The 20,556-nt window shown below is 58.7% G+C and carries 22 protein-coding genes and 1 tRNA gene; 7 read left to right on the top strand and 16 right to left on the bottom strand.

Annotated elements, in window-relative coordinates:
• Window positions 1-12 precede the first annotated feature (12 nt).
• The 4 genes from CZ375_RS01515 (at window position 13) to CZ375_RS01500 (ending at window position 2,912) form a co-directional block, all read left to right on the top strand.
• Window positions 13-534, top strand: coding sequence for a tyrosine-type recombinase/integrase (locus CZ375_RS01515; protein ID WP_327196231.1), 522 nt, complete (start codon window positions 13-15; stop codon window positions 532-534).
• Window positions 535-1,053: 519 nt separating this feature from the next.
• Window positions 1,054-1,407 carry a YraN family protein gene (locus tag CZ375_RS01510; RefSeq protein WP_077597562.1) on the top strand — a complete coding sequence of 118 codons (354 nt, stop codon included), beginning with the start codon at window positions 1,054-1,056 and terminating at the stop codon, window positions 1,405-1,407.
• 181 nt (window positions 1,408-1,588) lie between these two features.
• The gene (locus tag CZ375_RS01505; RefSeq protein WP_077597561.1) at window positions 1,589-1,855 is read left to right on the top strand and encodes a hypothetical protein; all 267 of its coding nucleotides are present in this window, start codon (window positions 1,589-1,591) and stop codon (window positions 1,853-1,855) included.
• 673 nt (window positions 1,856-2,528) lie between these two features.
• Window positions 2,529-2,912 (top strand): hypothetical protein, encoded by a 384-nt coding sequence (locus CZ375_RS01500; RefSeq protein ID WP_200799673.1) that lies wholly within the window; start codon window positions 2,529-2,531, stop codon window positions 2,910-2,912.
• Window positions 2,913-3,084: 172 nt separating this feature from the next.
• On the opposite strand, the gene CZ375_RS01495 is transcribed toward CZ375_RS01500, so the two are convergent.
• The 3 genes from CZ375_RS01495 to CZ375_RS01485 all read right to left on the bottom strand — a co-directional run bounded on the left by CZ375_RS01495 (window position 3,085) and on the right by CZ375_RS01485 (window position 4,270).
• On the bottom strand, window positions 3,085-3,678 hold the full coding sequence (locus CZ375_RS01495) for a DDE-type integrase/transposase/recombinase (protein ID WP_077597560.1): 594 nt from the start codon (window positions 3,676-3,678) through the stop codon (window positions 3,085-3,087).
• The gene (locus tag CZ375_RS01490) at window positions 3,651-3,911 is read right to left on the bottom strand and encodes a hypothetical protein (RefSeq protein ID WP_077597559.1); all 261 of its coding nucleotides are present in this window, start codon (window positions 3,909-3,911) and stop codon (window positions 3,651-3,653) included. The genes CZ375_RS01495 and CZ375_RS01490 overlap by 28 nt, the downstream gene beginning before the upstream one ends.
• Window positions 3,912-4,021: 110 nt before the next feature.
• Window positions 4,022-4,270, bottom strand: a complete 249-nt coding sequence (locus CZ375_RS01485) for a GlsB/YeaQ/YmgE family stress response membrane protein (RefSeq protein WP_327196204.1) — start codon at window positions 4,268-4,270, stop codon at window positions 4,022-4,024.
• Window positions 4,271-4,368: 98 nt separating this feature from the next.
• On the opposite strand from CZ375_RS01485, the gene CZ375_RS01480 reads away from it, so the two are divergent.
• A complete protein-coding gene (locus CZ375_RS01480) occupies window positions 4,369-4,593 on the top strand; it encodes a CsbD family protein (protein WP_077597557.1) in 225 nt (74 codons plus the stop codon).
• Between the two features lie 629 nt (window positions 4,594-5,222).
• On the opposite strand, the gene CZ375_RS01475 is transcribed toward CZ375_RS01480, so the two are convergent.
• From CZ375_RS01475 to CZ375_RS01435, 9 genes are all read right to left on the bottom strand, one after another.
• On the bottom strand, window positions 5,223-6,719 hold the full coding sequence (locus CZ375_RS01475) for an ABC transporter ATP-binding protein (RefSeq protein WP_077597556.1): 1,497 nt from the start codon (window positions 6,717-6,719) through the stop codon (window positions 5,223-5,225).
• Between the two features lies 1 nt (window position 6,720).
• Window positions 6,721-7,395, bottom strand: coding sequence for an energy-coupling factor transporter transmembrane component T (locus CZ375_RS01470; protein ID WP_159438333.1), 675 nt, complete (start codon window positions 7,393-7,395; stop codon window positions 6,721-6,723).
• Between the two features lie 49 nt (window positions 7,396-7,444).
• Window positions 7,445-8,035, bottom strand: coding sequence for an MptD family putative ECF transporter S component (locus CZ375_RS01465; protein WP_077597554.1), 591 nt, complete (start codon window positions 8,033-8,035; stop codon window positions 7,445-7,447).
• Window positions 8,036-8,049: 14 nt separating this feature from the next.
• The gene (locus CZ375_RS01460; RefSeq protein ID WP_077598712.1) at window positions 8,050-9,789 is read right to left on the bottom strand and encodes an ABC transporter ATP-binding protein; all 1,740 of its coding nucleotides are present in this window, start codon (window positions 9,787-9,789) and stop codon (window positions 8,050-8,052) included.
• Window positions 9,786-11,516, bottom strand: a complete 1,731-nt coding sequence (locus tag CZ375_RS01455) for an ABC transporter ATP-binding protein (protein WP_077597553.1) — start codon at window positions 11,514-11,516, stop codon at window positions 9,786-9,788. Before CZ375_RS01455 ends, CZ375_RS01460 begins: the two co-directional genes overlap by 4 nt.
• Window positions 11,517-11,575: 59 nt before the next feature.
• On the bottom strand, window positions 11,576-12,199 hold the full coding sequence (locus CZ375_RS01450; RefSeq protein ID WP_159438332.1) for a TetR/AcrR family transcriptional regulator: 624 nt from the start codon (window positions 12,197-12,199) through the stop codon (window positions 11,576-11,578).
• A 162-nt stretch (window positions 12,200-12,361) separates the two neighbouring features.
• Window positions 12,362-13,180 (bottom strand): class I SAM-dependent methyltransferase, encoded by an 819-nt coding sequence (locus CZ375_RS01445; RefSeq protein WP_077597551.1) that lies wholly within the window; start codon window positions 13,178-13,180, stop codon window positions 12,362-12,364.
• A gap of 84 nt (window positions 13,181-13,264) precedes the next feature.
• Entirely contained in the window at window positions 13,265-13,702 is a 438-nt protein-coding gene (locus tag CZ375_RS01440; protein WP_077597550.1) for a hypothetical protein, read from the bottom strand.
• 9 nt (window positions 13,703-13,711) lie between these two features.
• Window positions 13,712-14,173, bottom strand: a complete 462-nt coding sequence (locus CZ375_RS01435; RefSeq protein ID WP_234966791.1) for a hypothetical protein — start codon at window positions 14,171-14,173, stop codon at window positions 13,712-13,714.
• Window positions 14,174-15,359: 1,186 nt separating this feature from the next.
• Here CZ375_RS01435 and CZ375_RS01430 point away from each other — a divergent pair.
• Window positions 15,360-15,659 carry a DUF2958 domain-containing protein gene (locus CZ375_RS01430; RefSeq protein ID WP_077597548.1) on the top strand — a complete coding sequence of 100 codons (300 nt, stop codon included), beginning with the start codon at window positions 15,360-15,362 and terminating at the stop codon, window positions 15,657-15,659.
• 4 nt (window positions 15,660-15,663) lie between these two features.
• Window positions 15,664-15,876: a hypothetical protein gene (locus tag CZ375_RS08100; RefSeq protein ID WP_143803047.1), complete on the top strand. Its 213-nt coding sequence runs from the start codon at window positions 15,664-15,666 to the stop codon at window positions 15,874-15,876.
• Here CZ375_RS08100 and CZ375_RS01425 read toward each other — a convergent pair.
• From CZ375_RS01425 to CZ375_RS01410, 4 genes are all read right to left on the bottom strand, one after another.
• Window positions 15,786-16,505 (bottom strand): restriction endonuclease, encoded by a 720-nt coding sequence (locus CZ375_RS01425; protein WP_234966929.1) that lies wholly within the window; start codon window positions 16,503-16,505, stop codon window positions 15,786-15,788. The genes CZ375_RS08100 and CZ375_RS01425 overlap by 91 nt on opposite strands.
• 4 nt (window positions 16,506-16,509) lie before the next feature.
• A complete protein-coding gene (locus tag CZ375_RS01420; RefSeq protein WP_234966790.1) occupies window positions 16,510-17,433 on the bottom strand; it encodes a hypothetical protein in 924 nt (307 codons plus the stop codon).
• A complete protein-coding gene (locus CZ375_RS08375) occupies window positions 17,426-20,203 on the bottom strand; it encodes a class I SAM-dependent DNA methyltransferase (protein WP_077597545.1) in 2,778 nt (925 codons plus the stop codon). Before CZ375_RS08375 ends, CZ375_RS01420 begins: the two co-directional genes overlap by 8 nt.
• A gap of 204 nt (window positions 20,204-20,407) precedes the next feature.
• A tRNA-Met gene (locus CZ375_RS01410) sits at window positions 20,408-20,484 on the bottom strand.
• Between the last annotated feature and the right edge of the window lie 72 nt (window positions 20,485-20,556).

The raw sequence follows: 20,556 nt of genomic DNA, 5'->3' as shown, positions 1-20,556 counted from the left end.
ACCTCAAGCTCGCTGAGGACGATTCCCCTCACCCGGCGCACCTTCGACATGCTGCGCCTGGTGCGGGCAGACGCCGTGCGCGTCACCAACGAGTTCGCGCTTCCCTTCAGCAACCCCTACATACTGGGCACGCAGGAGGAGAAGAGCCGCCCATACAACCCCACGCAACTCGGCAAGGACTTCTCCGCCTTCTGCAAGATGAACGGCTTCGACTGCACCTTCCACGACCTTCGCCACACATTCGCGACCATGATGATCGGCAACGGCTGCGACGTGCGCACAGTGGCGAGCTATCTGGGGCACGCCAGCGTGTCGATGACACTCGACATCTACGCCGACGTTGACCCTGAGGCCAAGCGAGCCGCCGTCGGCAAGGTTGACGAGAGCTTCGACATAGACATGAGCGCCATGGGCTTTAACGAGCCTGAGACGCCTGTCGCGGCCAATGCAAGCGGGCTCACCTTCACCGTGGAGCAGCTGCGGGCCATGCTCGCGGAAGCCGAGAAGAGGGAGGCGGATCATGCGCGTGCTTAGGGCGATTTTCAAGGCAACCAGGCTCGTGGCGAAGGCCGCCTTCAAGTTCATGTAGCCAATCTGGTCTGGCCGGTAGTGGGAAACGCGCTCTCCACGCTTTCCACCGCGACGGACGGCGGAGGGCCCCTACATAGCCCGTAGCCGTCCGGCGCGGTGGGCAAGGGTGGTGAGCGTCACCTCCCCGGACGATATCGCTCGCGATGACAAGGCTCCAGTGTCTAATCGCATGGACCTCCTACGCAGCAAGAACATTGGGACTGCTCTCGTTCGCCATGCCCTGCATCCAAATGGCCTCCCTGCCACGTCCCACCCAGGGCTTTCCTTGGACTTTCGCAGACTCGCCGCGAACCCCTACGGGCGCAAGGGCCGCAAAAACTTTTCGCTGGCCGTTCCAACTCTATGACCGAAAACTCAAGCCCTCCGGCTTTTGCTTCCTCCCCTGCGCCCTCCGTAAACCGCGGCGGCTTGCGAGCCACAAGGTTCGCCACGGGGGCGGACCGAAACCAAAGGAGGCCAATCATGGAAGCACTCAGGGACAAGGCAATGAGGGCAACAGGCGCGTTCTTGACGCGAAGGGGGTTCGAGATCCTCGAAAAGAACTGGACCTACGGCGATGAGAGCGTCGACTTCGTCGCTAGAAACGACGACAACCTTGTCTTCGTCACCTGCCTGGCCCGCATGAACGACGGCGAGGGATTTCCCGACGAGGCCGTCGACCGCAAGGCGAACGAGCGGCTGGCGATAGCCTACCTGACCGACCATCCCGAGAGCGGCGAATGCACGATCCGGTTCGACGTCGTGAGCCTGATTGTGACCGGCGAAACCCGGGCGTCCCTCCGCCATCACCGTAACGCGCTCTGCGCCGTGGAGTGACCTCCCCACGACGCTTACGCGACCCCGGGCCCGCAAGGACTCGGGATTTGTTTTTGTTCGCATCGGCACATCGTGACGGTGACGCTATTAGCTCAACCATGCTCGACAAAGCCGCATAGGCTCATGCATGATTGAGCGAGATTTTGTAACTCCTGGGGATACAATTACCCCAAGGAGTTAGATGAGTGGCTCGACGGAGAGAGCTGATTCCATGCTGACATACAAGCTAAGAGGTCATGATAGCGGTTCGACCTCTTATGGCTACTACCCAGAGGACGGGCCTTATTTCGGGACAGTTGTCTCTGATGCAGCTACGGGGGACTTGATATCCAGAACGCTCGCGCCGAATGATCGTCATGGGGTTTATCTCGGCCATATGGTTGGGAAGATCGCCGACATGATTGTGAATGGAGAACTCTCCGACCACGGAATGATTGCATGGGGCTAAGCACTGTCACAGAAGCCCGTTCTCGCGTGAACGAAATCCTCGTAGACGGAATACCGGCATCCCTCGTGCGGTCTCACCTAGGCTGGTAGCCGCCTCCAAAACGACCCTTCGAGCGCGCAATCCGTGGTAGGACCATTTTCGGAGCTCCGGTTATCACTCTCAGGGATATCTGCGGTGCCTGTCCCATTTACAGCCCGAAGGGTCTACCGCTGAGCTGCATATGAGCCCCCTTGTTCACATTGTTTCGACTTCAATACCCGAACACAGGCCGACTTTCACGGATTACAGGCATTCCAGGAGCCTTTTGGCCCCATTCAGCACGGTCACGACGCCTGAAGTGCGACGCCTCTGAGCAAACGAAGGTCACTGGCCCATTGCCTACACCAGCAATGCCGACGCATAGGCTACACCCCTCTTATCGACGCAGCTGTTCCCAACAGGCCTCCACGCGCGAGACGCCCCAACGACGCTCCCCTCACCCTAGGCAGAATCGCCGGAAAGCCCGCACGGCAACAAGGGCCGCAAAAACTTTTCGCTTCACATAGCACGTCTACAAGCGAAAACTCATGCCCTTACAGATTTTGCTTCCTCCCTTGCAGCCGCGCTGGCCACCGGCACAGCCCGGCCCACGGGAAACGCCAAAGGGGCGTCCCACGAGCTTAAAAGGTCAATCATGGGAAACAGGGCAGTCATAACCACGAAGGAGCACGAAATCGGCGTCTACCTGCACTGGAACGGAGGCCGGGACACGGTCGCGCCACTGCTCAGGTACTGCGAACTGCAAGGCTACCGCCCACCGAGCGCAGACTGCTACGGATGGGCGCGAATCTGTCAGGTAATGGGCAACTTCTTCGGTGGCGGCCTGTCTCTGGGCATCGACCGGTTCGTGAGGTTAAGCGACCCAGGCGACAACGGCATTTATGTCATCGACGACTGGGGGATCGTCGGCCGTGAAGGACTCTACGACAGCTTCACCGAGCAAGACGAGTACGACTTCGACGAGATGCTCCGCGCTTTCGACGACGCGATGCCCGAGAACGAGCAGCTCGGCGAGTAACTGGACGCGGTCGATGTGCCCGTGGCTGATATCGAGCTCGGTGACGAGGTCTGGATGGAGACGGTGAACAGTCGCGGAGCAATCCCAGTAATCTGTTTCGAGTAAAGTGGCCCGCTTGTTTGGACACGAAATCTTGGGTCGAAAGTGAGCTCGCGTCCTACAATGCGGCCGTCTAGGCGGCCATCAGCCCCGCATAGTACCACTCGGACGGCGTGTCGTAGTCCAGCGACTGGTGCGGGCGGGCGCCGTTGTACTGCTCGACGTAGCCCGCGACGAGCCTGCGGAGCACGGCCGGCGTCTCGTACTCGCCGACCCTCACGCACTCGCTCTTGAGGCTGCGGAACCACCTCTCCACGATCACGTTGTCGACCCAGCGGGCCTTGCCGTCCATGCCCTGGAGCACGTGGTTGGACGCAAGCAGCCCCTCGTAGGCAGCGGAGTTGAGGATGGAGGGCGTCCCGTGCTCCGCGAAAGCTGCCTCCACGCAGGCGCACACGCCAGCGGCGCCCATGTCGTCAGCGAGCCGCCAGGCGACGACGAGGCGGGAGCACCAGTCGATCACGCAGGTCAGGTACATATGCGCCCTCCCGGTCGGGATGTAGGTGATGTCTATGCTCCGCACCTGGTTGGGGAAGCGCATGGGCTTGTTCTTCAGCAGATAGGGATGCTTGAGCGCCTTCTTGGCCGGCTTGGACAGGTTGGACTTCGGGTACACCGGCCGCACGTTCATCTCCTCCATCAGGCCCGCCGCGCAGCGGCGCGACACGTCAATCTCGCCGCCCGTGCGGCGGCGAGATTGACGCGGGTCTTGCGCGCGCCGGCATAGGGCATCTCGAGGTGCACCTCGTCGATAACGCGCATGGCGCGCTCGCGCTCGTCTCCCTCCAGGGAGCACCGGCGCCTCCTGGGCCTGTAGCAGTAGCTCGACCTGGGGATCCCCAGCAGCTGGCACTGCCTTGCGACCGGGACCTCAGCGTTTCCCGGGTCTACCAGGCACATTGTGCGGGTTCACTCCCGAATGTCAAAACCGTGTCCAGCTTAAGCGGGCCACATTACGCGCTTGCAGCCCGCACTGAACTCAACAGCTCACCTTGCGCAGGCCAATGCGGCTACGCTGATTTTGCTATAAAGAATGAAGCGACGGCAACCACGATGACCGCACCGAGAATGGACGGAATCAATGCCATACCGGCCATGGTCGGACCCCACGTGCCAAACAGAGCTTGACCGACCGCGGAACCAACAAGACCGGCAATGATATCGGCGATAATGCCCATCGACTTGCCTTTGCTTGTAATGGCACCGGCTATAACACCAATGATTGCACCTACGATAAGCGACCACAACATAACTTCCATCTCCTTTGCTACAACCGACAAATCGGTGTCACACACAATAACCCGTTGACTCCTGATATACTGTTTACAGGTTTAACCGACGAGAAAGAGGGTGCTGTATGTCCGAAGAGAAAATTGAAGGAACGGTTGAAAAGGTCAGTGGGTCGATCAAGGAGACCGCTGGTAAGGTTGTTGGAGACAAAAACCTTGAGGCCGAAGGCGTTGTCGAGAAGGTTGCTGGCGCCGTAAAGGAGGTTGCCGCCGATGTTGAAGACGGCATCAAGGGCGCAGTTGAGGGAATCAAGAAGAGCCTCGACAAGGACGAAGAAGAGCCCAAGGCTTAACATCCTTTCCAATCAGAACGCAGTGCTTCGCCTCACGGTCGAATCGTGCCGCCAAGTTCAACGGGAATCATCCGAAAGGATTGATTCCCGTTCTTGTTTTGCGCCAAGATTCGACCAGTTCCCGCTTGCTGAGAGGCTCCTCTTTTCAGCCGTAAAGAGGCGCGGCATCGCTTTTCAAGACAAAATGCTTCCCAACCGCTGGTGGGAAGACGGAGCCGAAGACCCAACAGCTATATTTATAGCCGTTATTGTCGAAAAGATGAGGGCATGGGATCAGGCTTGCCGCATCGAAAAGCGCTCCTCCTAGAATTCTCCTCAACGTTCTCGGTACGGGCGGCGGCTATAATGATTCGCCGCCCGTACCGGACTCGCCATCACCGAGAGCAGGGACTCCCAAGATGACATGCCCTCGCCCGATAGTTATCACCGGTGCAATCTCAGTGCTCCACAGAGACGCTTGCGCCCGCGAGTCTCCATTGCGGCATCAGACCGCAATCGCAAACCTTACGGCATGGGCGGGAACAGACTGCCGGGATAACGGTAGCACAGGTGGTGCAATTGCTCGGGTGTCAGCGGTTGCTTGCTTCAAGTGGCGCGACAAACAATGCCGTTGCGGCGACAGGCGACTGTCAGGCAGGTTGACTCAGAAAGAAAGAGGTGAGTCGGGGCACGTTCTCGGCGCTGGCAAGATAGCTCTCGGCGATTCGGCCGCCATCCAACCGCACGACGTTGTCGGCACACAGCGCTATGAGTTCTACATCATGGGTGATGACGAGAATCGTCTTGCCAAAGTCCCGGAGCGCCTGGAGCGCGTCGGCGGTTTGGCGCATGTGGATGTAGTCGAGGCCGCTGGTGGGCTCGTCGAAGATGAGAATCTCCTTGTCCGCTGCAATGGCGCTCGCGATGGCGATGCGCTGCTTCTGACCGCCGGAAAGCGCCATCGGATGATAATCGGAGAACTCTTCCATGTCCACGAGACGAAGCGCCTCACGAGCCCTTTTCTCCCGCAACTTCTCGGGAACTGATTCCGGCACGCTAATCCGCACTTCTTCCAGCGCGCTATCGGTGAACAGCTGATGGTTCACGTCCTGCATGACCATGTAACATCGTGAGAGCATCTTGGAGAGGGGGATCTCCTCGCCATCTATGACGACCGAGCCCTTTGCCCGCCTGTTCAGCCCACAGAGAGTACACGACAGCGTGCTCTTGCCAGCACCGTTCCTCCCGATTATGGCCGTGATGCGCCCCCGAGGCAGCGACAAGTTCGGAACGTCCACACCGCTTTCTTTCGTGTAGTGGAAATTCACGTCTTTAAGGGTTATTTCGGGATTCTCGCCGATGTTGCGAGCCGTGAAAACCACGGAGCCCAGATTCGTTGCCCGAAGGCCCATCTCCGCGCATTCCCCGGGAGCCAGCTTTGCGAATGCGTCCGCATCCAGCGAGCGAGAGACCTCCCCATCGCAAAAGACCAACACGCGGTCGGCCAATTCTCGAAGAAAATGGAGACGGTGCTCGGCGATGACGATCGTCTTGCCCTGCTGCTTCCAGAGAGTAAGCGTCTTGCGCAGTGCTTCTATGCCCTCCATGTCCAGGTTCGACAACGGCTCGTCCAGTACGACGATGCGGCTGTCCGCAACTGCCACGCTGCCGCAGGCAATCCTCTGCTTCTCTCCACCAGACAGGGCAAACATGCTTCGCCTCAGCAGCGGCTCCAGGTTGAGCCGTTCGGCTATATCGGCGATATCGTGCCTGATGAGCGCTGGGTCGCGCCCTTGGTTCTCCGCTGCGAAAGCGAGCTCGCTTGTAGTATCGACGTTGAAGAACTGGCTGCGGGGGTTCTGAAAGACGCTTCCCACGCGTTTTGCCGTCTCGTAGATGGGTTGTGCGGCAACGCTCGCGCCATCCAGCAAGACCTCGCCCTCCAGCTCTCCCTCGAAGTAATGGGGAATCAGCCCGTTAAGCAGACGGCAGACAGTCGTCTTCCCACAGCCCGATTTGCCGGTGAGGACGACGAAATCGCCAGCCCGAATGGACAGGCTCGTCTTTTTGAGCGCCGGGCGCATTTGGACGTTTCCGTCCTCATCTGTCACGCGATAGGCGTATGAGACGTCCTTGAGTTCTATCATGTCAGGTCACCATGAACAGGACGAGCACCGTCGCGAGCAGCACCAGCAGAATGTAGTCGCGAGCGCGGAAGCCGACCTCGCAGATGTGCGTGCGCCTCACGTCGCCACCAAGCCCCTTGGTAAGCGCCGCCTGCGAGAGCTCGTCGGCGATGCGGACGGTGCTCATCATTACCGGCACCAGCTCGTACTCCATACGCTTTACCAGCCCCGAGCGCATACCCGCGACCTGACGCATCCTCATGGCCTCGGTTATGGCGCCGTTCTCCTCGGCGATCGTCGGGAAGAAGCGGAACATGACCGACAAGGGAATCGTCACCGCAGAGGGGATGCGCATGCGCTCCATGGCGGCGATGAACTCCGCGACGGTAGTGCTCTGCATCACGCAGTACCCCATCACGATGGGCGCGAAGAACCGCGAGATGAGACCGCCCAGTATCATGACGACCATGTTGAGCAAGCCGCTTGTCAACTGGAATGCCGCGCCCTCCATGAGGAACGCGAATGAGTAAAGCACAACGTAGATTGCAGCAAAGCGCCACCGCTGAAGCGCTAGAAGCCCAAGCAGCGGCAGCACGCAGCAAACCAGGCGCAGCCAGAAGTCGATGCCCATGATACTGCCATCGATCATCACGGCGCTCACCGTCAGGATGGCGAGCAGCCCGACCCTGGGATCCAAAAACGGGCGCTCGCAGGCGATTCGGAATGTGCTTACCTCAGCCCGCATATCAGGCCATGCCCGCCCTCTTGAAATGCTTTTTCAGCACCGCAGAACCTAGGAAGCCGCCGATGAAGCCGCCGATGAAGCAGAGTGCGATCAAGGCGAAGAACGCCCAATCCGGCGTAAGGCTCGCCAAGGTATCCACATAGGCCTGACCGTACCCGCTGACGAGGCCTGCAAGGTAGTTATCGCGATAGCCGAAGAACAGAGGCAGCGCCATGCCGACCATCCACAGGCTGAAGACACCGGAAGACAGGACGCAGAACTTCACGCTCTTGTACTGGCCTGTCTTCAGAATCAGGTCAGCGCATAACCCGGCGGCGATTGCGATGAGCACCACTGGCCAGGGACGGCCCATCACCAGCTCCAATAGGCCCAGGATGAGCGCCATGATGGTCACCATGCCAAATTTCTTCACCCTTGTGAGGAAGAGCATGTACGGAATCCCTGCAACAATAGGGCAGATGGCGGGCAGGAGGATCAACAGGATTGGAACGTAGCCCACGAAGCTGACGACGAAGAACACCACGAAGTAGAGCGCGGTGAATACCCCGATATTTATCAGGTCCTTTACGGAGAGCTTCTTACTTTCTTCCATGGTTTTCCTTTCATTTACTTATCCATGAAGCTTCGCATGGAAGCTTTTTTCCTAACCATGTCCGCGTAGAGGCCGCCTTGTGCCATCAGCGATTCGTGGTTGCCTCGTTCGACGATTCGCCCGCCGTCTACCACGAGGATCTGGTCGGCTCCGGCAATCGTGTGCAGCCTATGAGCGATGACCAACACGGTCTTGTCCTTCACGAGTTCGGAGATTGCAGCTTGGATGTGGCTTTCGTTGTCCGCATCCACGCTGGCAGTAGCCTCGTCCAGGATGACGATCGGAGCGTCCTTGAGGATGCAGCGCGCGATGGAGATGCGTTGCTGTTCGCCGCCGGAAAGCGACGCGCCGCCTTCTCCGATCACCGTATCGAAGCCCTGCGGAAGCTCCATGATGAAGTCATAGCAGCGTGCCTTCCGCGCAGCTTCGTACACGTCTTCCACCGAAGCGTCCATGCGGCCCATGGCGATGTTGTTGTACACCGTATCCTGGAACAGGTAGACACGCTGGAATACCATGCTGATGTTCTCCATGACCTGGGCAAGCGGCACTTCGCGCACATCCTTGCCCCGCAATCGCACGCTGCCTTCCCGCACGTCCCAGAAACGTGCGAGAAGGCTCGCAATCGTGGATTTCCCTCCGCCCGAAGGGCCGACGAGCGCCGTCATGGTGTTCCGCCGCACCGCGAAGCTGACATCGTGCAGAACGTCTTCGGCGCCGTAGGCGAAGCTGACGCCATCGAGCTCGATCTCCGGTTCGCCATTCGAGGGAATCGCCTCGGCACCGTCGTCCGGAAGCTCAGGTTCGGCGAAGATTGCCTCAATACGATCAAGGCAGGCATCCATCACAGTGAGTCGAGCGACCTGCCCGTAGAACGCCTTGAGCGGACCGAACAGCTCGAACACGAACAACAGCATGCCGATGAAGAAAGCGAGCGACAACGACCCGCTTTGGTACAGCAGCCACATGGAGCCGAGCACCACAGCGCTGCCGAGCCCGCATGCAAGGTTGAGCGCCTTCGACCAGGGCGCGAAATCGAACTCGAAGCTGAGATTCTTATCGCAAGATACTTGAAATGCGCCCGTGAGCTCCTCGGACTTCTCTCCCAGCATGTTGTAGGTCTTGATGATGCCCATGCCCTCGGTGAAGTCGATGACAGCCTCGGTGAGCTGCTGGCTCGCCTCCTGGCGCTCGTTGGAATGCATGAGCGTGTTCTTCTTCATGGCCTCGCCAATGCCGAACACGATGCCGGTAACGAGCAGGCATAGAAGGCCCAGCCTCCAATCGAATGCCAGCATGAACAGGATGAACACCACGGCCGAGAACACGTAGCTCATCAAGTCGGCGAGAACCATCATGAGGTTCTCCTCGATGAAGTTCATATCCGTCGAGAGAACCGAGCTGATGCGGCCGATGTTGCCTTCCGTGAAGAAGCCCATCGGCATCTTGCGCAGCCGTTCACCCAGATCAAGACGCATGTCGGCGAAGATTTCGAAGCCAGCTGCAGACTGGAGCCGGTCAGCAATGTTCTGGAACACGCATTGCAGCGCTATGCAGAGCACAAGTGCCACCCCCGCCCAGAGGCAGCTTGTCTCCGTGACGGTGCCGTCAAGGAAGCCCACAGCTAAGAAAAACGTCACCACGATGGGCGCTTTGCTCAGGAACGTCTTCAGGAACGAGCACACCGCCGCAACGTAGATTCTCCCACGGTAGTTGTGCGCAACCCTCAGGATTCTGCCGATGAATGCAATCATGCCCTCACCTCCCAGGCAGCACTCTCCTGCGCCGCCGCCCACAGGCGCCGGTATTCATTGGAGTTTTCGAGCAGCTCCTCGTGAGTGCCTTGCGAGTCGACGACGCCGTCTTTCAGCACGACGATCTTGTCCGCCCCGACGACGGTATGCAGGCGGTGGGCGATAACCAGCACCGTCTTGCCCTCTATGACTTCTGAGATTGCGGCGTTCATCTTCTCCTCGTTCTCGGGGTCGATGAAAGCTGTCGCCTCGTCGAGCACGATGATCGAAGCATCCTTCAACAGGGCGCGCGCAAGGGATATGCGCTGTCGCTCGCCGCCGGATAGCATCTTGCCGCCATCGCCCGCAGACGTGTCGATTCCCTGCGGGAAACGGGCGAGGAACTCGTCGCACTGCGCGCGGCGGGCGGCTTCGATGGCCTCCTCGCGGCTAGCGTCGGGGCGCCCGATGAGGATGTTCTCGTACAAGCTGGTGTTGAATAGGAACTGTTCCTGCGATACGTATGAGATTTGATCGTTGAGCGCCTCTAACCGCATGTCGGTCAGGTCCTGCCCGCCCAGCGTGATGCGCCCGCTATCCAAGTCGTAGAAGTGCACCAGCAGCTTGGCCAGGGTGGACTTGCCGCTGCCGGATTCGCCGACGAGCGCGGTCATGGTGCCTTCCTCAAGCTCCAGGTCGATGCCGTGTATGACCTCGGCGTCCTTGTAGGTGAAGCGCACGTCCTCGAAGCGGATGTCGTGGCCGCTGCCCTCGAAATCGCGCTCCGATTGTTTTAACGCCGGGTGCTCGATGAGCCTCTCCAGCTCATCGATCTTATAATTGAGCTGTGGGAACTTGCCGCCAAAGCTCATGGCTTTCAGAAGAGGCTGGCCGACGGCAAGCGACATGCAGATGACCAGGATGAAATCGGCCAAGCTGCTCCAGCCCTGCAGAACGAACCAGGCGCCGAAAGGGATGGTGAACAGCGCCACGCAGGGCATGATGCTTGAATACAATGCCATCCACGGCCAGCAGACCTTATACCATGCCAGGGTGAAATCGCGGTAACTCGTGATGTCGTCTTCGAAGCGTCGGTAGCTTTCGCCATCGCGGTTAAACACCTTCACGACCTCCATGCCGTTGACGTACTCGATGACGGTATTGTTCATCTTGGCGGCGGCACCGTAGTAGGCCCCCATGCGGCTCGCGCCTGCCTTGTACATCACGCCCATGGCCAGCAAGCCCAACGGCAGGGAGGCGACGCACAAGAGGGCCAGCTTCCAGTCCACGAAGAACATGGCGATGACCACGACAATCGGGACCAACAGGTTTCCGATTCCTTCGGGGATGGCATGTGCGAGCAGTATCTCGATGGTCTCGATGTCGTCGGTGAACATTTTTTTGATGCGCCCGTTGCCCAGCTCGCGGATGGTGCCGAGTGGCTGCACTTCCAGCTTCCGCTGCAGGGCGGTGCGAATGTTCTTCAGCGTGTTATAGGCGCAAACATGGGAGTATTCGAGCCCCTTTACGTACAGCAGCGCATTGCCCGACAAGCACAGTGCCGTGCACGCCACCAACAGCAGTACATGGCCAGTCTCCAGCGTCTGGCCCTCAATCAGCGGCACCAGGATTTGGTACAGGAAGAAGTACGGGATGACGCTCAGGACGATGGCGATGCAGACGCACGCTACAGCCTTGTACGTATAGCCCATGTATCCTTCCATATACGGTCGGACCTTGTCGAACATTCAACCTCCTCTATAGTTAGCTTTCTCTAACTCGCTAGCAAAAAATAAAGGACTTGCCGTCAGGCATTTCGTTCCCGAAAGCCCAGTGCGCGGTGCCAGTCGATGAACTGTATGGTCAGCTGGCAATGCAGCCGTATCTCCTCGTCGGTAAAACCGTGGACGAAAGGCTCGAACATCGTGCTCCAGAACGCCGTCGTGAGCACGTGCAGCTCCCTCGGGGTGATGTCGCCCCTGGCCAGACCTCGATCGGCTGCGGCGCGGTAGCACTTGTAGGTTTCCTGGCAGACCTTCTCCACCAGCTCGTGCTGGAAGTCTTGATACCGCGATCCCCCCGAGCATTTGACGAGCAGCGTGAAGCCGCCCCTGTGGTCGATCATGAACCCGAACCACCAGTCCATGTATTTTTCGGTCAGCGTCCACATGTCGTAGAGCTGCCCATCGGTCATGAGGGAGTAGTCGACGCTCTTGGACGCGATGACCTCGTCGATATCGTCTATTGTGGCCTGCACCAAGGCCTGGAAGAGCTCTTCTTTGCTGCCGTAGCGATTGTACAGTGCCCCTGTGGTGACGCCGGCCTGTGCGCAAATGTTGCGCAGGGAGGCATTGGTGAATCCCTTTTCGAGGAATTCTTCCATCGCGCATTCCCGAATCATCGGGTCTATCGCCTCGTCGAAGGCCGCCATTTCGCTCCTATACGCTTGGTTCAAGGATAATAACAGCGTCATTACCATAAGTTAGCCATATTTGACTTACATGTCCACCAATTATTTGCACCTGGCTTTGAGACGGGTTGAGATGGGGACGTTTGGACGAGCCTTGATGTTGCTGCATTTCACCTTATTCACTTAGAGCTTGAGATGGACCATCTTCACCATGCCGAGCAGGTCGGATGCCGCCATACTCGCCTTCGTCGAAAACTGCAGGCCCGACTTGTCGATGTAGGTGTAGAACCTCTCCTCGGCAAGCACCTGCGCGTTTCCGCCTATCTTGGCTGCGAGCTCGCTGGCCGAATCCACGTAGAAGAACATCTGCGCGTCGGCCTGCCCCACGGTCCTCATGTGCTTCTTGCGCATCATCGCCATGCCGCTCTTGTTGACGGCATCGAAGATGAGCTCGACGTCGCCGAATCCCTGGGGCATGCGCATCAGACCAAGCACACTTTCCTCCTCGAAGTAGTAGAACAGGCCGCTTGCGGTCACCAGGATCGGGGCTTCCGGGCGCTCCTCACGGACGCGCTCGATCCATGCGGGCTCGAAGGCGTCTCCGGCGATACAGGTCTCGCGCTCCTGTTCGGGAAGCAGCGCGCACCGGTAGCCGATCACGTGCGGCAGGTCGACGCCGTACCACTGGGTGCGTCCGTCGTCGTTGCGGTGGAAGGTGGTCTCGAGCCCCACGCCGAGCTGCGCGATGACGCCGTCAGGCTTGCGGCCGAGAAAGTCCGCAATGTAGCGGTCCATGTTGGCGGACCGGGATGCGGAGGCCAGGTAGGTGTACTGCGTCTGCGTGCTGTTCTCGACAACGCCGGCCGGTAGCCGATCCTTCAGCTCCAGCGCCTTCTCGTCGAACAGGATGCTTCTGCAGTGCTCGCTGGCGTAGATCCTGCCCAGCATGGGGACGTACAGGGTGTCCTCCACCACGCCCAGCTCATGAGTGCCACCCGTCATGTCGTCATCTCCTAGATGCTCTCGGTCCGCTCCCAGCCCTCGCCTGCGTCGGTCGCGTGCCGCACGAAGCGGAAGTCGCACACCTCACCGCCCTGGCAGAGCGTCTGCGTGCGGATGAAGTCGGTGTAGGGTAGCTCGCCGTAGTTGATGACGTCGGCGTGGCAGCACATGGCCCCCCAGCTTGAGCAGGCCGCGCCGCCCGAGGATCTTGGCGTAGATGCACTCGTTGCACTCGAAGTGGAACTCGTCGGACGGGTCGAGGAAGGCCCACATGTTCTCGGAGACCGCTGCGAAGGCTTCCTCCTCGCTCGCGCCGTGCGCCTGCAGCACTTCGTAAACAGCGATTGACATGAGGATCTGCGCCATGTGGTCGTAGTTGCCCTTGTCGCAGTACTCCGCCTCCTCCTGCCGCAGCTCCTCCATGCGGGCGTAGACATCCGCCCGCACCTCTGCGGGAAGCGTCGGGAACCATCTCTGGTAGCGGCTTTTCGCCACCATTGTCCTGGGCTCGTACTTTCCCATGTCCACCCCCTACCAGCGGAACACCGCGATGCGGTTGTTGACATTCTTGCCGACGGTCGTGGCGAAGAGCCTGCCGCGAAGCGTGTGCTTGCGCATCTCCTCGTTGTAGCTGCGCTCGGAGAGCAGCTCCATGCGCGGCTCGAGCTCGACGAACTCTGCGCCGCTTTCCGTTCCCCACTTGAAGGTGGCGTTGGTGTTCTTGATGGCGTCGTGCTGCTTGGAGTGCTTGACTATGAACATGGAGTTCATCTCGGCCACAAGGTAGCCATGCTCGAAGCTGTCGCACAGCATGTGCAGGCAGGCGGCGGTCTGGTCCTTGGTGAAGTACTCGAGCACGCCCTCCATCACAACAATGCTGGCTGAACGGTCACGCAGAAGCGCTGCCGTCCACGCGCCGTCGAGCGCGTCGGCAAACATGATGGTCCGCGCCACCACGCCCTCTTGGGAGAGGAAGGGATCGTACTTGCTCACATCCACGCCGAGCGTGTCGATGATCTCCTTGACCTTCTCGTCACGGATGCGCGGGTTGGGCCGTGCGGTTTCGCTCGCGCGGATGGCGAGCGTCGTATGTCCATGGTTGCATTCCGTTCGCCTGCAATCGATAAAGTTAGCTAATTATAACTTTTTGAATAGCGAATGAATACCCGCATAAGCAAAAAGCGCGAGAGGGCCACTCGGAGGCAAAGCCTAGGTCGGGTCCGCAAAAATCGTTGCGAGCAGCAAGTGCCCCGAGAGGCAGCTGAACGGGTCCGCGAGCGTGAGAGGTTCGAAATCACGGAGGCCCAGGGTTGTCGCCGTGTAGGAGCTGAGCGAATAGCTCATCCTGATCGCGCCTTGGGATAGCCCTCTATCTTAAATCGCGGGGGGAATGGATTGGTTTTTCGGACGCGCAGCGCCCGGCTGCAGCGACGCGGGTTGGGTTTCCGGTTCCCCCCCGCTGGTGCCGCGAAAAACCGAAAATCGCGCATAATCCCGAGAAAATTCCCCCCGAATTCCCCCGCGATATTATCTCCTGAACAGATAAAAGGGACCTGAAAGCCATGATTTCAGCGACTCCCAGACCCCTTTGCAAGAGTCGAAAAACAGACCGCGGGGTAAACTTTTTCGGTCGAAAAATTCCCCCACAAAGAAAAACCCTGACCCGCTTTCACAGGCCAGGGCTGCAATTTTGGTCGCGGGGGCTGGATTTGAACCAACGACCTCCGGGTTATGAGCCCGTTGGAGGCTGGCGCTTATAATATACATGGGTGTTTACCTGCGGTTTTATTTGTAAATGTTTGGCGCCATTGCTCGTATTTTTCTACTCTATTTCTTCGTCAAACGCTTTTCTTCTTCGAATCTTCGCTCAATGCGCACAGCGGAAACGCAATGGAACGCCTCATAATCCAATCGAAATATCAACCCGGGCCTCCAGTAAGATTAGGCATTTTTGCAAATCACTCCCTCGGCATCCGCCGGGAAGCGGCCACGGCTCCGCGGCCGGGTTGCACCTCCGCTGCGCGGCCTCAAGGGGGCCCACGGAATCGCCCACAATTCTCCTCTTCGATACGAATGGCGGGGATTGCCGTGGACCTCCCTTGACCCCGCTCCGCTCCGGTGCGGCTTCTGCGCGCAGGGGCGAGAGTCTAGGGGCCACGCGCCCGGAACGGAGGAAGACATGCAGCAGCTGATGACCGAGGAAATCGCCAAGACGGCACCGGGGCTCTATGGGCAGGACGGGGCGAAGGACCCCACGGTCTACGCCCACTACTTCTCATGCGTGAACGGATGGGACTGGTGGCTGCTCGAGTTCGACGGCACGGACGAGGCATTCGGTCTCGTCGAGGGTTACGACGACGAGCTCGGCTACTTCAGCATCAAGGAGATGGAGGAGCTGAACCGCCAGATGGGGTTCGCCGCCGTCGAGCGCGACGAGCACTTCTCCCCGAAGCCGCTCAGCGCCATCAGGAGGAGGTAGGCGCATGGTCACGGTCGAGTTCGACTCCATGGGCGAGGCGGTCCGCCTCGCCCTCGTGGCCGGGGAGTACGCGGGCGGCGGCCTGGCCGTCCTGCTCCTCGACGCCACGGACCCGCGCTCCGACGGCTACATGGCCGAGTGGGGCGTGCTCACGGCGAACGCCTGCACCTCGGGGCGGCCGACCGTCCTAGAGGGATCCCAGCGCTTGGCCTGGTAGCAGATGGTGCCGAACCCGAGGCGGTCTTCGCGCACCACGCCGTCAATTCCCTCGTCGGCGCTCTTTTTGGTGACGTCCGCATGGGATTCCAGGCTCTCGCCGTATCCCATCGCCACCAGCAGCTTGCCCACCAGGTGCTCGAAGAAGTACGGGTCCTTAGCCATGATGGCGGAGATGAGGTCGTCGGCGAGCGCACTTCGAATCTCGCCGTAGGCGGACTCCATGATCTCTTGAGGCGACTCCTGGTCCTCCTCGGCGGGTGTCACGGGCGTCTCAGCCGATGCCTTGGCCTTGCTGGCGGCACGGTAGCCGTCCTTCCAGGCCTTGAAAGCTGGGCACCGGTCGTAGAGCGCCTTTGCCGTGATGGGGCCGGGGCAATCGGCGAGGTACGACCTGCCAGCGCCGGTGATTCGATAGGTCCCCTTCTTCTCCCCGTATTCGAGGAGTTTGGCCTTCTCCAGGTCGGTGATTCCCCAGTACACGCGGTTGTAGAACCTCAGCTGTCCGCTCTTGAGGCGCTCGGCACGCTCATCGCCTGTCATGTCGAATGTGGTCGCCACCGCTTCTTGAAGATCGGAGCCGGTCAGGCACCCATCGCTTTTCGCCAGCGCCTCAAGGACGGGCCGCATGGTCTCATGCCATTTGGGCATCGTCATCGCTCATCATCCCCTTCATTTCAGCAAAATCAGTAAAAGGCTCAACCGCCGCTGCGGTCAAGGGGCCTGTCGCCTGTGGCAACGACCTGAGTTCTCTTGCAAGCCTCCTCGATCCGCCCTTGAGGCTGACGAACGTGAGACCGCCCGAGACGAAACCGCCGACGACCGGAACGACCTTGCTCACCGCGTCGCCGAAACTGCTTTTGGTGATCTTGACGCCGATTCCGGCAAGAACCTTTTTGATGATTGGGTAGTAGCTCGTCTGCGTAAGCGCCTTGCTGGCGACCTTCTTGGCGATATTCGACTGAACCGTTTTGGAAAACGCCGTCAACGCGGAGTTGGCCCCGCTCACTCCAACCATCACAGCCAGGAGAAGGGCAAAAGCCGCCAAGGTCTCATCGTCCATCTCGTCGCAATCGTCGATGAAGGACTGCCAGCCGTAGAGATACGCCAGTTTCTGCATGATTCGAAAGGCGTGGACATAGTACTGCGTCACGTCCGCCGGGATCGTTCCGAGCATCGCGAGCCCTCCTGGCAATCCCGCGGCAAACGAAAGGACGGTCGATTTCTTCGTCTCGAAATCAATAACGTCCATGGCGATGGAGTCGACAAGACCGGAATCCACCCCGGCGGCAGCCGGGCTCGTTGAAATCGCGAGCTCTACCAGCTCGTCCGCAACGCCCCGCTTACGAAACTCTGAGCGGAGGAAATGGTCGCGCTCAATTGCCACGCCTTTCAGCCTCATAACCTTCTTGAGGAAGGCGATGGCATATCTTTGGGCTTCCTCCTCCTGTCGATCGGCCTCGGCCCTTAGATCTCCAATGCTCTCCTTCACGGAATCGGGTTCGGATGGTATCGTCTCCCCCTTCGGCTTTATGACGTTCCCTTTCACGCTACTCACCGACCTTCTCGGCATAAAGCTTGAATAGATGCGAAACAACCCTCTCTTCATCTCCGCCAAAATCAACGCCATAGGCAGATTCGACAGCAGCATCGAGCCGTGCATGAGCCTTCATGAGATCGGAGAAGAAGAGGGCTTTATCGGGGCTATACATGTCGGCAAGAGTTGCCCCGCGTTGAGCGTTTCTCGCCTCAAGCACATCCCTAGCACACTGGCGTATCTCATCCTTCTGACTCGCAGATGGAGAAGGCCAGACAAAATTGTTATAGACGATAGTGTTCGAGTATTGATAATCGCTCTTTAAGCGTCCAGCAACCTGCCTCATCCATGCGTTGTGAAACTGACTTGAGATGATTCCAAAATCATATAAATCCGCCTCTTCGACAAAAAAGAGCTTGTTTCCAGGAATAGTGCCGTTGGTTATGAATCCGACCGGAATGTATTTCCTTCGTCCGGAAGACACCTGTGGAACGGCCAGGAATGCGCCATCGGCAGGCGCTTTAACCTCATCAAACTCCCACGGGGCGCAGGCTCTCTTTTGCGTGCCAGAACGCGGAGAAGCTAACCTTAGCTTGCGGATTTCATCGAACCGATCCCTTATTTCTTTGGGAAGTTTGGATAGCTCGGCTCCCGATAGTCCAGCAAACCACAAGCAATACCTGTTAATGCCCTTGATAAACTCAGATCCCATTGAAAATGGCCTAATGTACTGTTCGAGAGCAGGATATGAAGTCAGTAAACGATGTGCCTCAGCCTCATCGAGGGTTAAAAATCCCCAATCACCAGCGCCGCCACCTCGCGACATCTTTGGAACAGAGCAGAGGGGCTGCCTTCGCTTTTCGACAAAGACGTCCGGAGCATTCGAGAGGTAGCCGTTGATGTTGTCCGCTTTTGTTGCACCCGTTGAGCTAAACAGTAGAGGTTGCATATCGGGACTTTTAGAAAAGCCGACAATGACAACATGGACATTCGCTTTATCAGATGCTTGGGAATCCCAAACGAACGTTTTATAGGCGAAATCGATATGAACGCCATTGTCGAACAGGGGCTTCCACAGGGGCTCAACCTGCTGTCCCTGACAGATAGAGTTAGTTGAAACGAATGCACATCGAACACGATGCCCATCCATATATTCAGCCGCTTTCTTATGCCAGCATGCAACATAGTCGAGCAAACCAGCAGATTTGCCAAAAATCGCCGTCCTATCTTCCTTTTGAGCATCTTCAAGGCGCGAACTGCCTATAAAAGGAGGATTTCCGAGCACATAATCAACCTCATCCGCTGATACGACGTCATTCCAGTCGATACGAAGGGCATTCGCGTTAACGATGCCCTCGTAGTCCGTGAGCGGAAGTTCCTGATAGACACGCTGCGTCACCTTTGCGGTGTCAGTGTCCGCTTGTTTCTCGGCGATCCAGAGCGCTGTTCGGGCGACACAGCAGGCGAAGTCCTCCAGCTCAATACCATGGAAGTTCTTCAGGCTTACCAGCACGTCGCGATCGCCGGAATCCTCAAAGCTGAACCACGCCTGCTCACCCTGGAGCTCGAAGAGGATGCGGTTTTCCAGCTGCCTCAGGCACAGATAGCTTTCCGTGAGGAAGTTGCCCGATCCGGCGGCGGGATCAAGGATGGAAATGCCGCCGATCTTCTCGTGCAATTCTTTGAGAGCACGGGTCCTCGCGCCACCCGCGACGGGCTTGGCGCAGGCCTCGTCGAACTCAGCCTTGAGGGCGTCGAGGAAGAGCGGGTCTATGACCTTGTGGATGTTCTCGGGGCTCGTAAAGTGCTGACCGTTTGCGCGGCGGTGATCGTGCGACAGTGCCCCCTCGAAAATCGAGCCGAAGACCGTGGGACTCACGCCCGACCAATCAAACTCCTGGCACCCCTCGACGATGAGCGTATGGCGGAAGTTCTCGGACAGGGGCGGAATCTCAGTCTTCTCGCGGAAGAGACCGCCGTTCATGTAGGGCAGCTTCTTCAGCCAGGGCTCGGCATACTTGTCGCGGTCCTCATCTTTGGTGTCGAGCCAGACGAACAGGTCCTTGAGGCCTCGCCTGAGATCACCCGCCTGGAAGTGCGAGACGTAGTCGCGGAAGGCGTTGGGGGCAACGAGTCCCGAGTCCTCGCAGAACATGAGGAACATGAGACGCGTCATGAGCGCGGAGAGCGCGTGGTGATTCTCGGGCGTGTCGGGGTCATCGAACGCCTCGGCGACCAGGTCATGCAGTTTCGACATGATCTTGCCGGCCTCTACGGAGACGGCACGGGAGATCGTGGCCGGGGCCTCGGCCCCGCCCTTGAGGAACTGAATGGCTGCGAGGTTCTTGGGGAGCTCCGCGAGCGGCAACTTGAAAAGCGGCTCACGACATAGCGAGTCCCGCTCGCGGTCGAAGACCCAAAACTCGGCAAAATTGCAAGCGATGATGTAGCGCGGCTGTTGGGAGAGGGGCATGCCCTGGGCGTAGGCGCTGCCCTGCTTCGCGGGCGTCACTTTACGGCCCTGGCGCGTCTCCTCCTTGGCGAGATCGATTCCAAGCGACTTCTGTTCGACAAGGGTTTTAGCCGACGGTATGAAGACATCAATGTAGCCCTCGTGCGCGCTCGCATCCGTCGAGACGGGTTTCTCAAACTCAAGCCGCGACACGGCATCCTCGACGCCGAGAACACTTTGGTAGAAATCGATCCAGAACCGCTGCGTGTCCTGGTTCTCATTTCCCTTGTTCGCCCACCTGCTTGCAAAAGCTTCTGCATCGGCTTTCTTTCCCGGCATACGGACCCTCACTTGATAGCCTTTTCCACTGAGAAAGATTCTACGTGCTAGTTCGGTCTTTTTAACCAGCGTTTGGCTTTATTGCACTCCAGTAGGCTTCTTTGTGCGTGATTCCGTCTTATTTTCTTCGCTATTTCTTCGCCGCACTATTTAGCCAAAAGAAAACAGCCCAGAGAAACAATGCCTCTGAGCTGCTAAAAGTCTTGGTCGCGGGGGCAGGATTTGAACCTACGACCTCCGGGTTATGAGCCCGGCGAGCTACCAGACTGCTCCACCCCGCAATGTCTGGGCGCATCCAATGCGCAATAAGGAACTATACGAACTTCTCCCCCACAAGTCAAATGCTGTGAACG

This window comes from Olsenella urininfantis, assembly GCF_900155635.1.
In the GTDB taxonomy this organism is placed as follows: Bacteria; Actinomycetota; Coriobacteriia; order Coriobacteriales; family Atopobiaceae; genus Olsenella_G; species Olsenella_G urininfantis.
Note: the sequence above shows the minus strand (reverse complement) of the source record. Positions and strands in the feature narration are given on the sequence as shown.

Excerpts from the sequence above, each read along its gene's own strand:
- CZ375_RS01510 (WP_077597562.1), top strand. The coding sequence starts at position 1,054 with ATGGAAGCACTCAGGGACAAGGCAATGAGGGCAACAGGCGCGTTCTTG.
- CZ375_RS01505 (WP_077597561.1), top strand. The coding sequence starts at position 1,589 with ATGAGTGGCTCGACGGAGAGAGCTGATTCCATGCTGACATACAAGCTA.
- CZ375_RS01500 (WP_200799673.1), top strand. The coding sequence starts at position 2,529 with ATGGGAAACAGGGCAGTCATAACCACGAAGGAGCACGAAATCGGCGTC.
- CZ375_RS01490 (WP_077597559.1), bottom strand. The coding sequence starts at position 3,911 with ATGTGCCTGGTAGACCCGGGAAACGCTGAGGTCCCGGTCGCAAGGCAG.
- CZ375_RS01485 (WP_327196204.1), bottom strand. The coding sequence starts at position 4,270 with ATGGAAGTTATGTTGTGGTCGCTTATCGTAGGTGCAATCATTGGTGTT.
- CZ375_RS01480 (WP_077597557.1), top strand. The coding sequence starts at position 4,369 with ATGTCCGAAGAGAAAATTGAAGGAACGGTTGAAAAGGTCAGTGGGTCG.
- CZ375_RS01475 (WP_077597556.1), bottom strand. The coding sequence starts at position 6,719 with ATGATAGAACTCAAGGACGTCTCATACGCCTATCGCGTGACAGATGAG.
- CZ375_RS01465 (WP_077597554.1), bottom strand. The coding sequence starts at position 8,035 with ATGGAAGAAAGTAAGAAGCTCTCCGTAAAGGACCTGATAAATATCGGG.
- CZ375_RS01460 (WP_077598712.1), bottom strand. The coding sequence starts at position 9,789 with ATGATTGCATTCATCGGCAGAATCCTGAGGGTTGCGCACAACTACCGT.
- CZ375_RS01455 (WP_077597553.1), bottom strand. The coding sequence starts at position 11,516 with ATGTTCGACAAGGTCCGACCGTATATGGAAGGATACATGGGCTATACG.
- CZ375_RS01450 (WP_159438332.1), bottom strand. The coding sequence starts at position 12,199 with ATGGCGGCCTTCGACGAGGCGATAGACCCGATGATTCGGGAATGCGCG.
- CZ375_RS01445 (WP_077597551.1), bottom strand. The coding sequence starts at position 13,180 with ATGACGGGTGGCACTCATGAGCTGGGCGTGGTGGAGGACACCCTGTAC.
- CZ375_RS01440 (WP_077597550.1), bottom strand. The coding sequence starts at position 13,702 with ATGGGAAAGTACGAGCCCAGGACAATGGTGGCGAAAAGCCGCTACCAG.
- CZ375_RS01430 (WP_077597548.1), top strand. The coding sequence starts at position 15,360 with ATGCAGCAGCTGATGACCGAGGAAATCGCCAAGACGGCACCGGGGCTC.
- CZ375_RS08100 (WP_143803047.1), top strand. The coding sequence starts at position 15,664 with ATGGTCACGGTCGAGTTCGACTCCATGGGCGAGGCGGTCCGCCTCGCC.
- CZ375_RS01425 (WP_234966929.1), bottom strand. The coding sequence starts at position 16,505 with ATGCGGCCCGTCCTTGAGGCGCTGGCGAAAAGCGATGGGTGCCTGACC.
- CZ375_RS08375 (WP_077597545.1), bottom strand. The coding sequence starts at position 20,203 with ATGCCGGGAAAGAAAGCCGATGCAGAAGCTTTTGCAAGCAGGTGGGCG.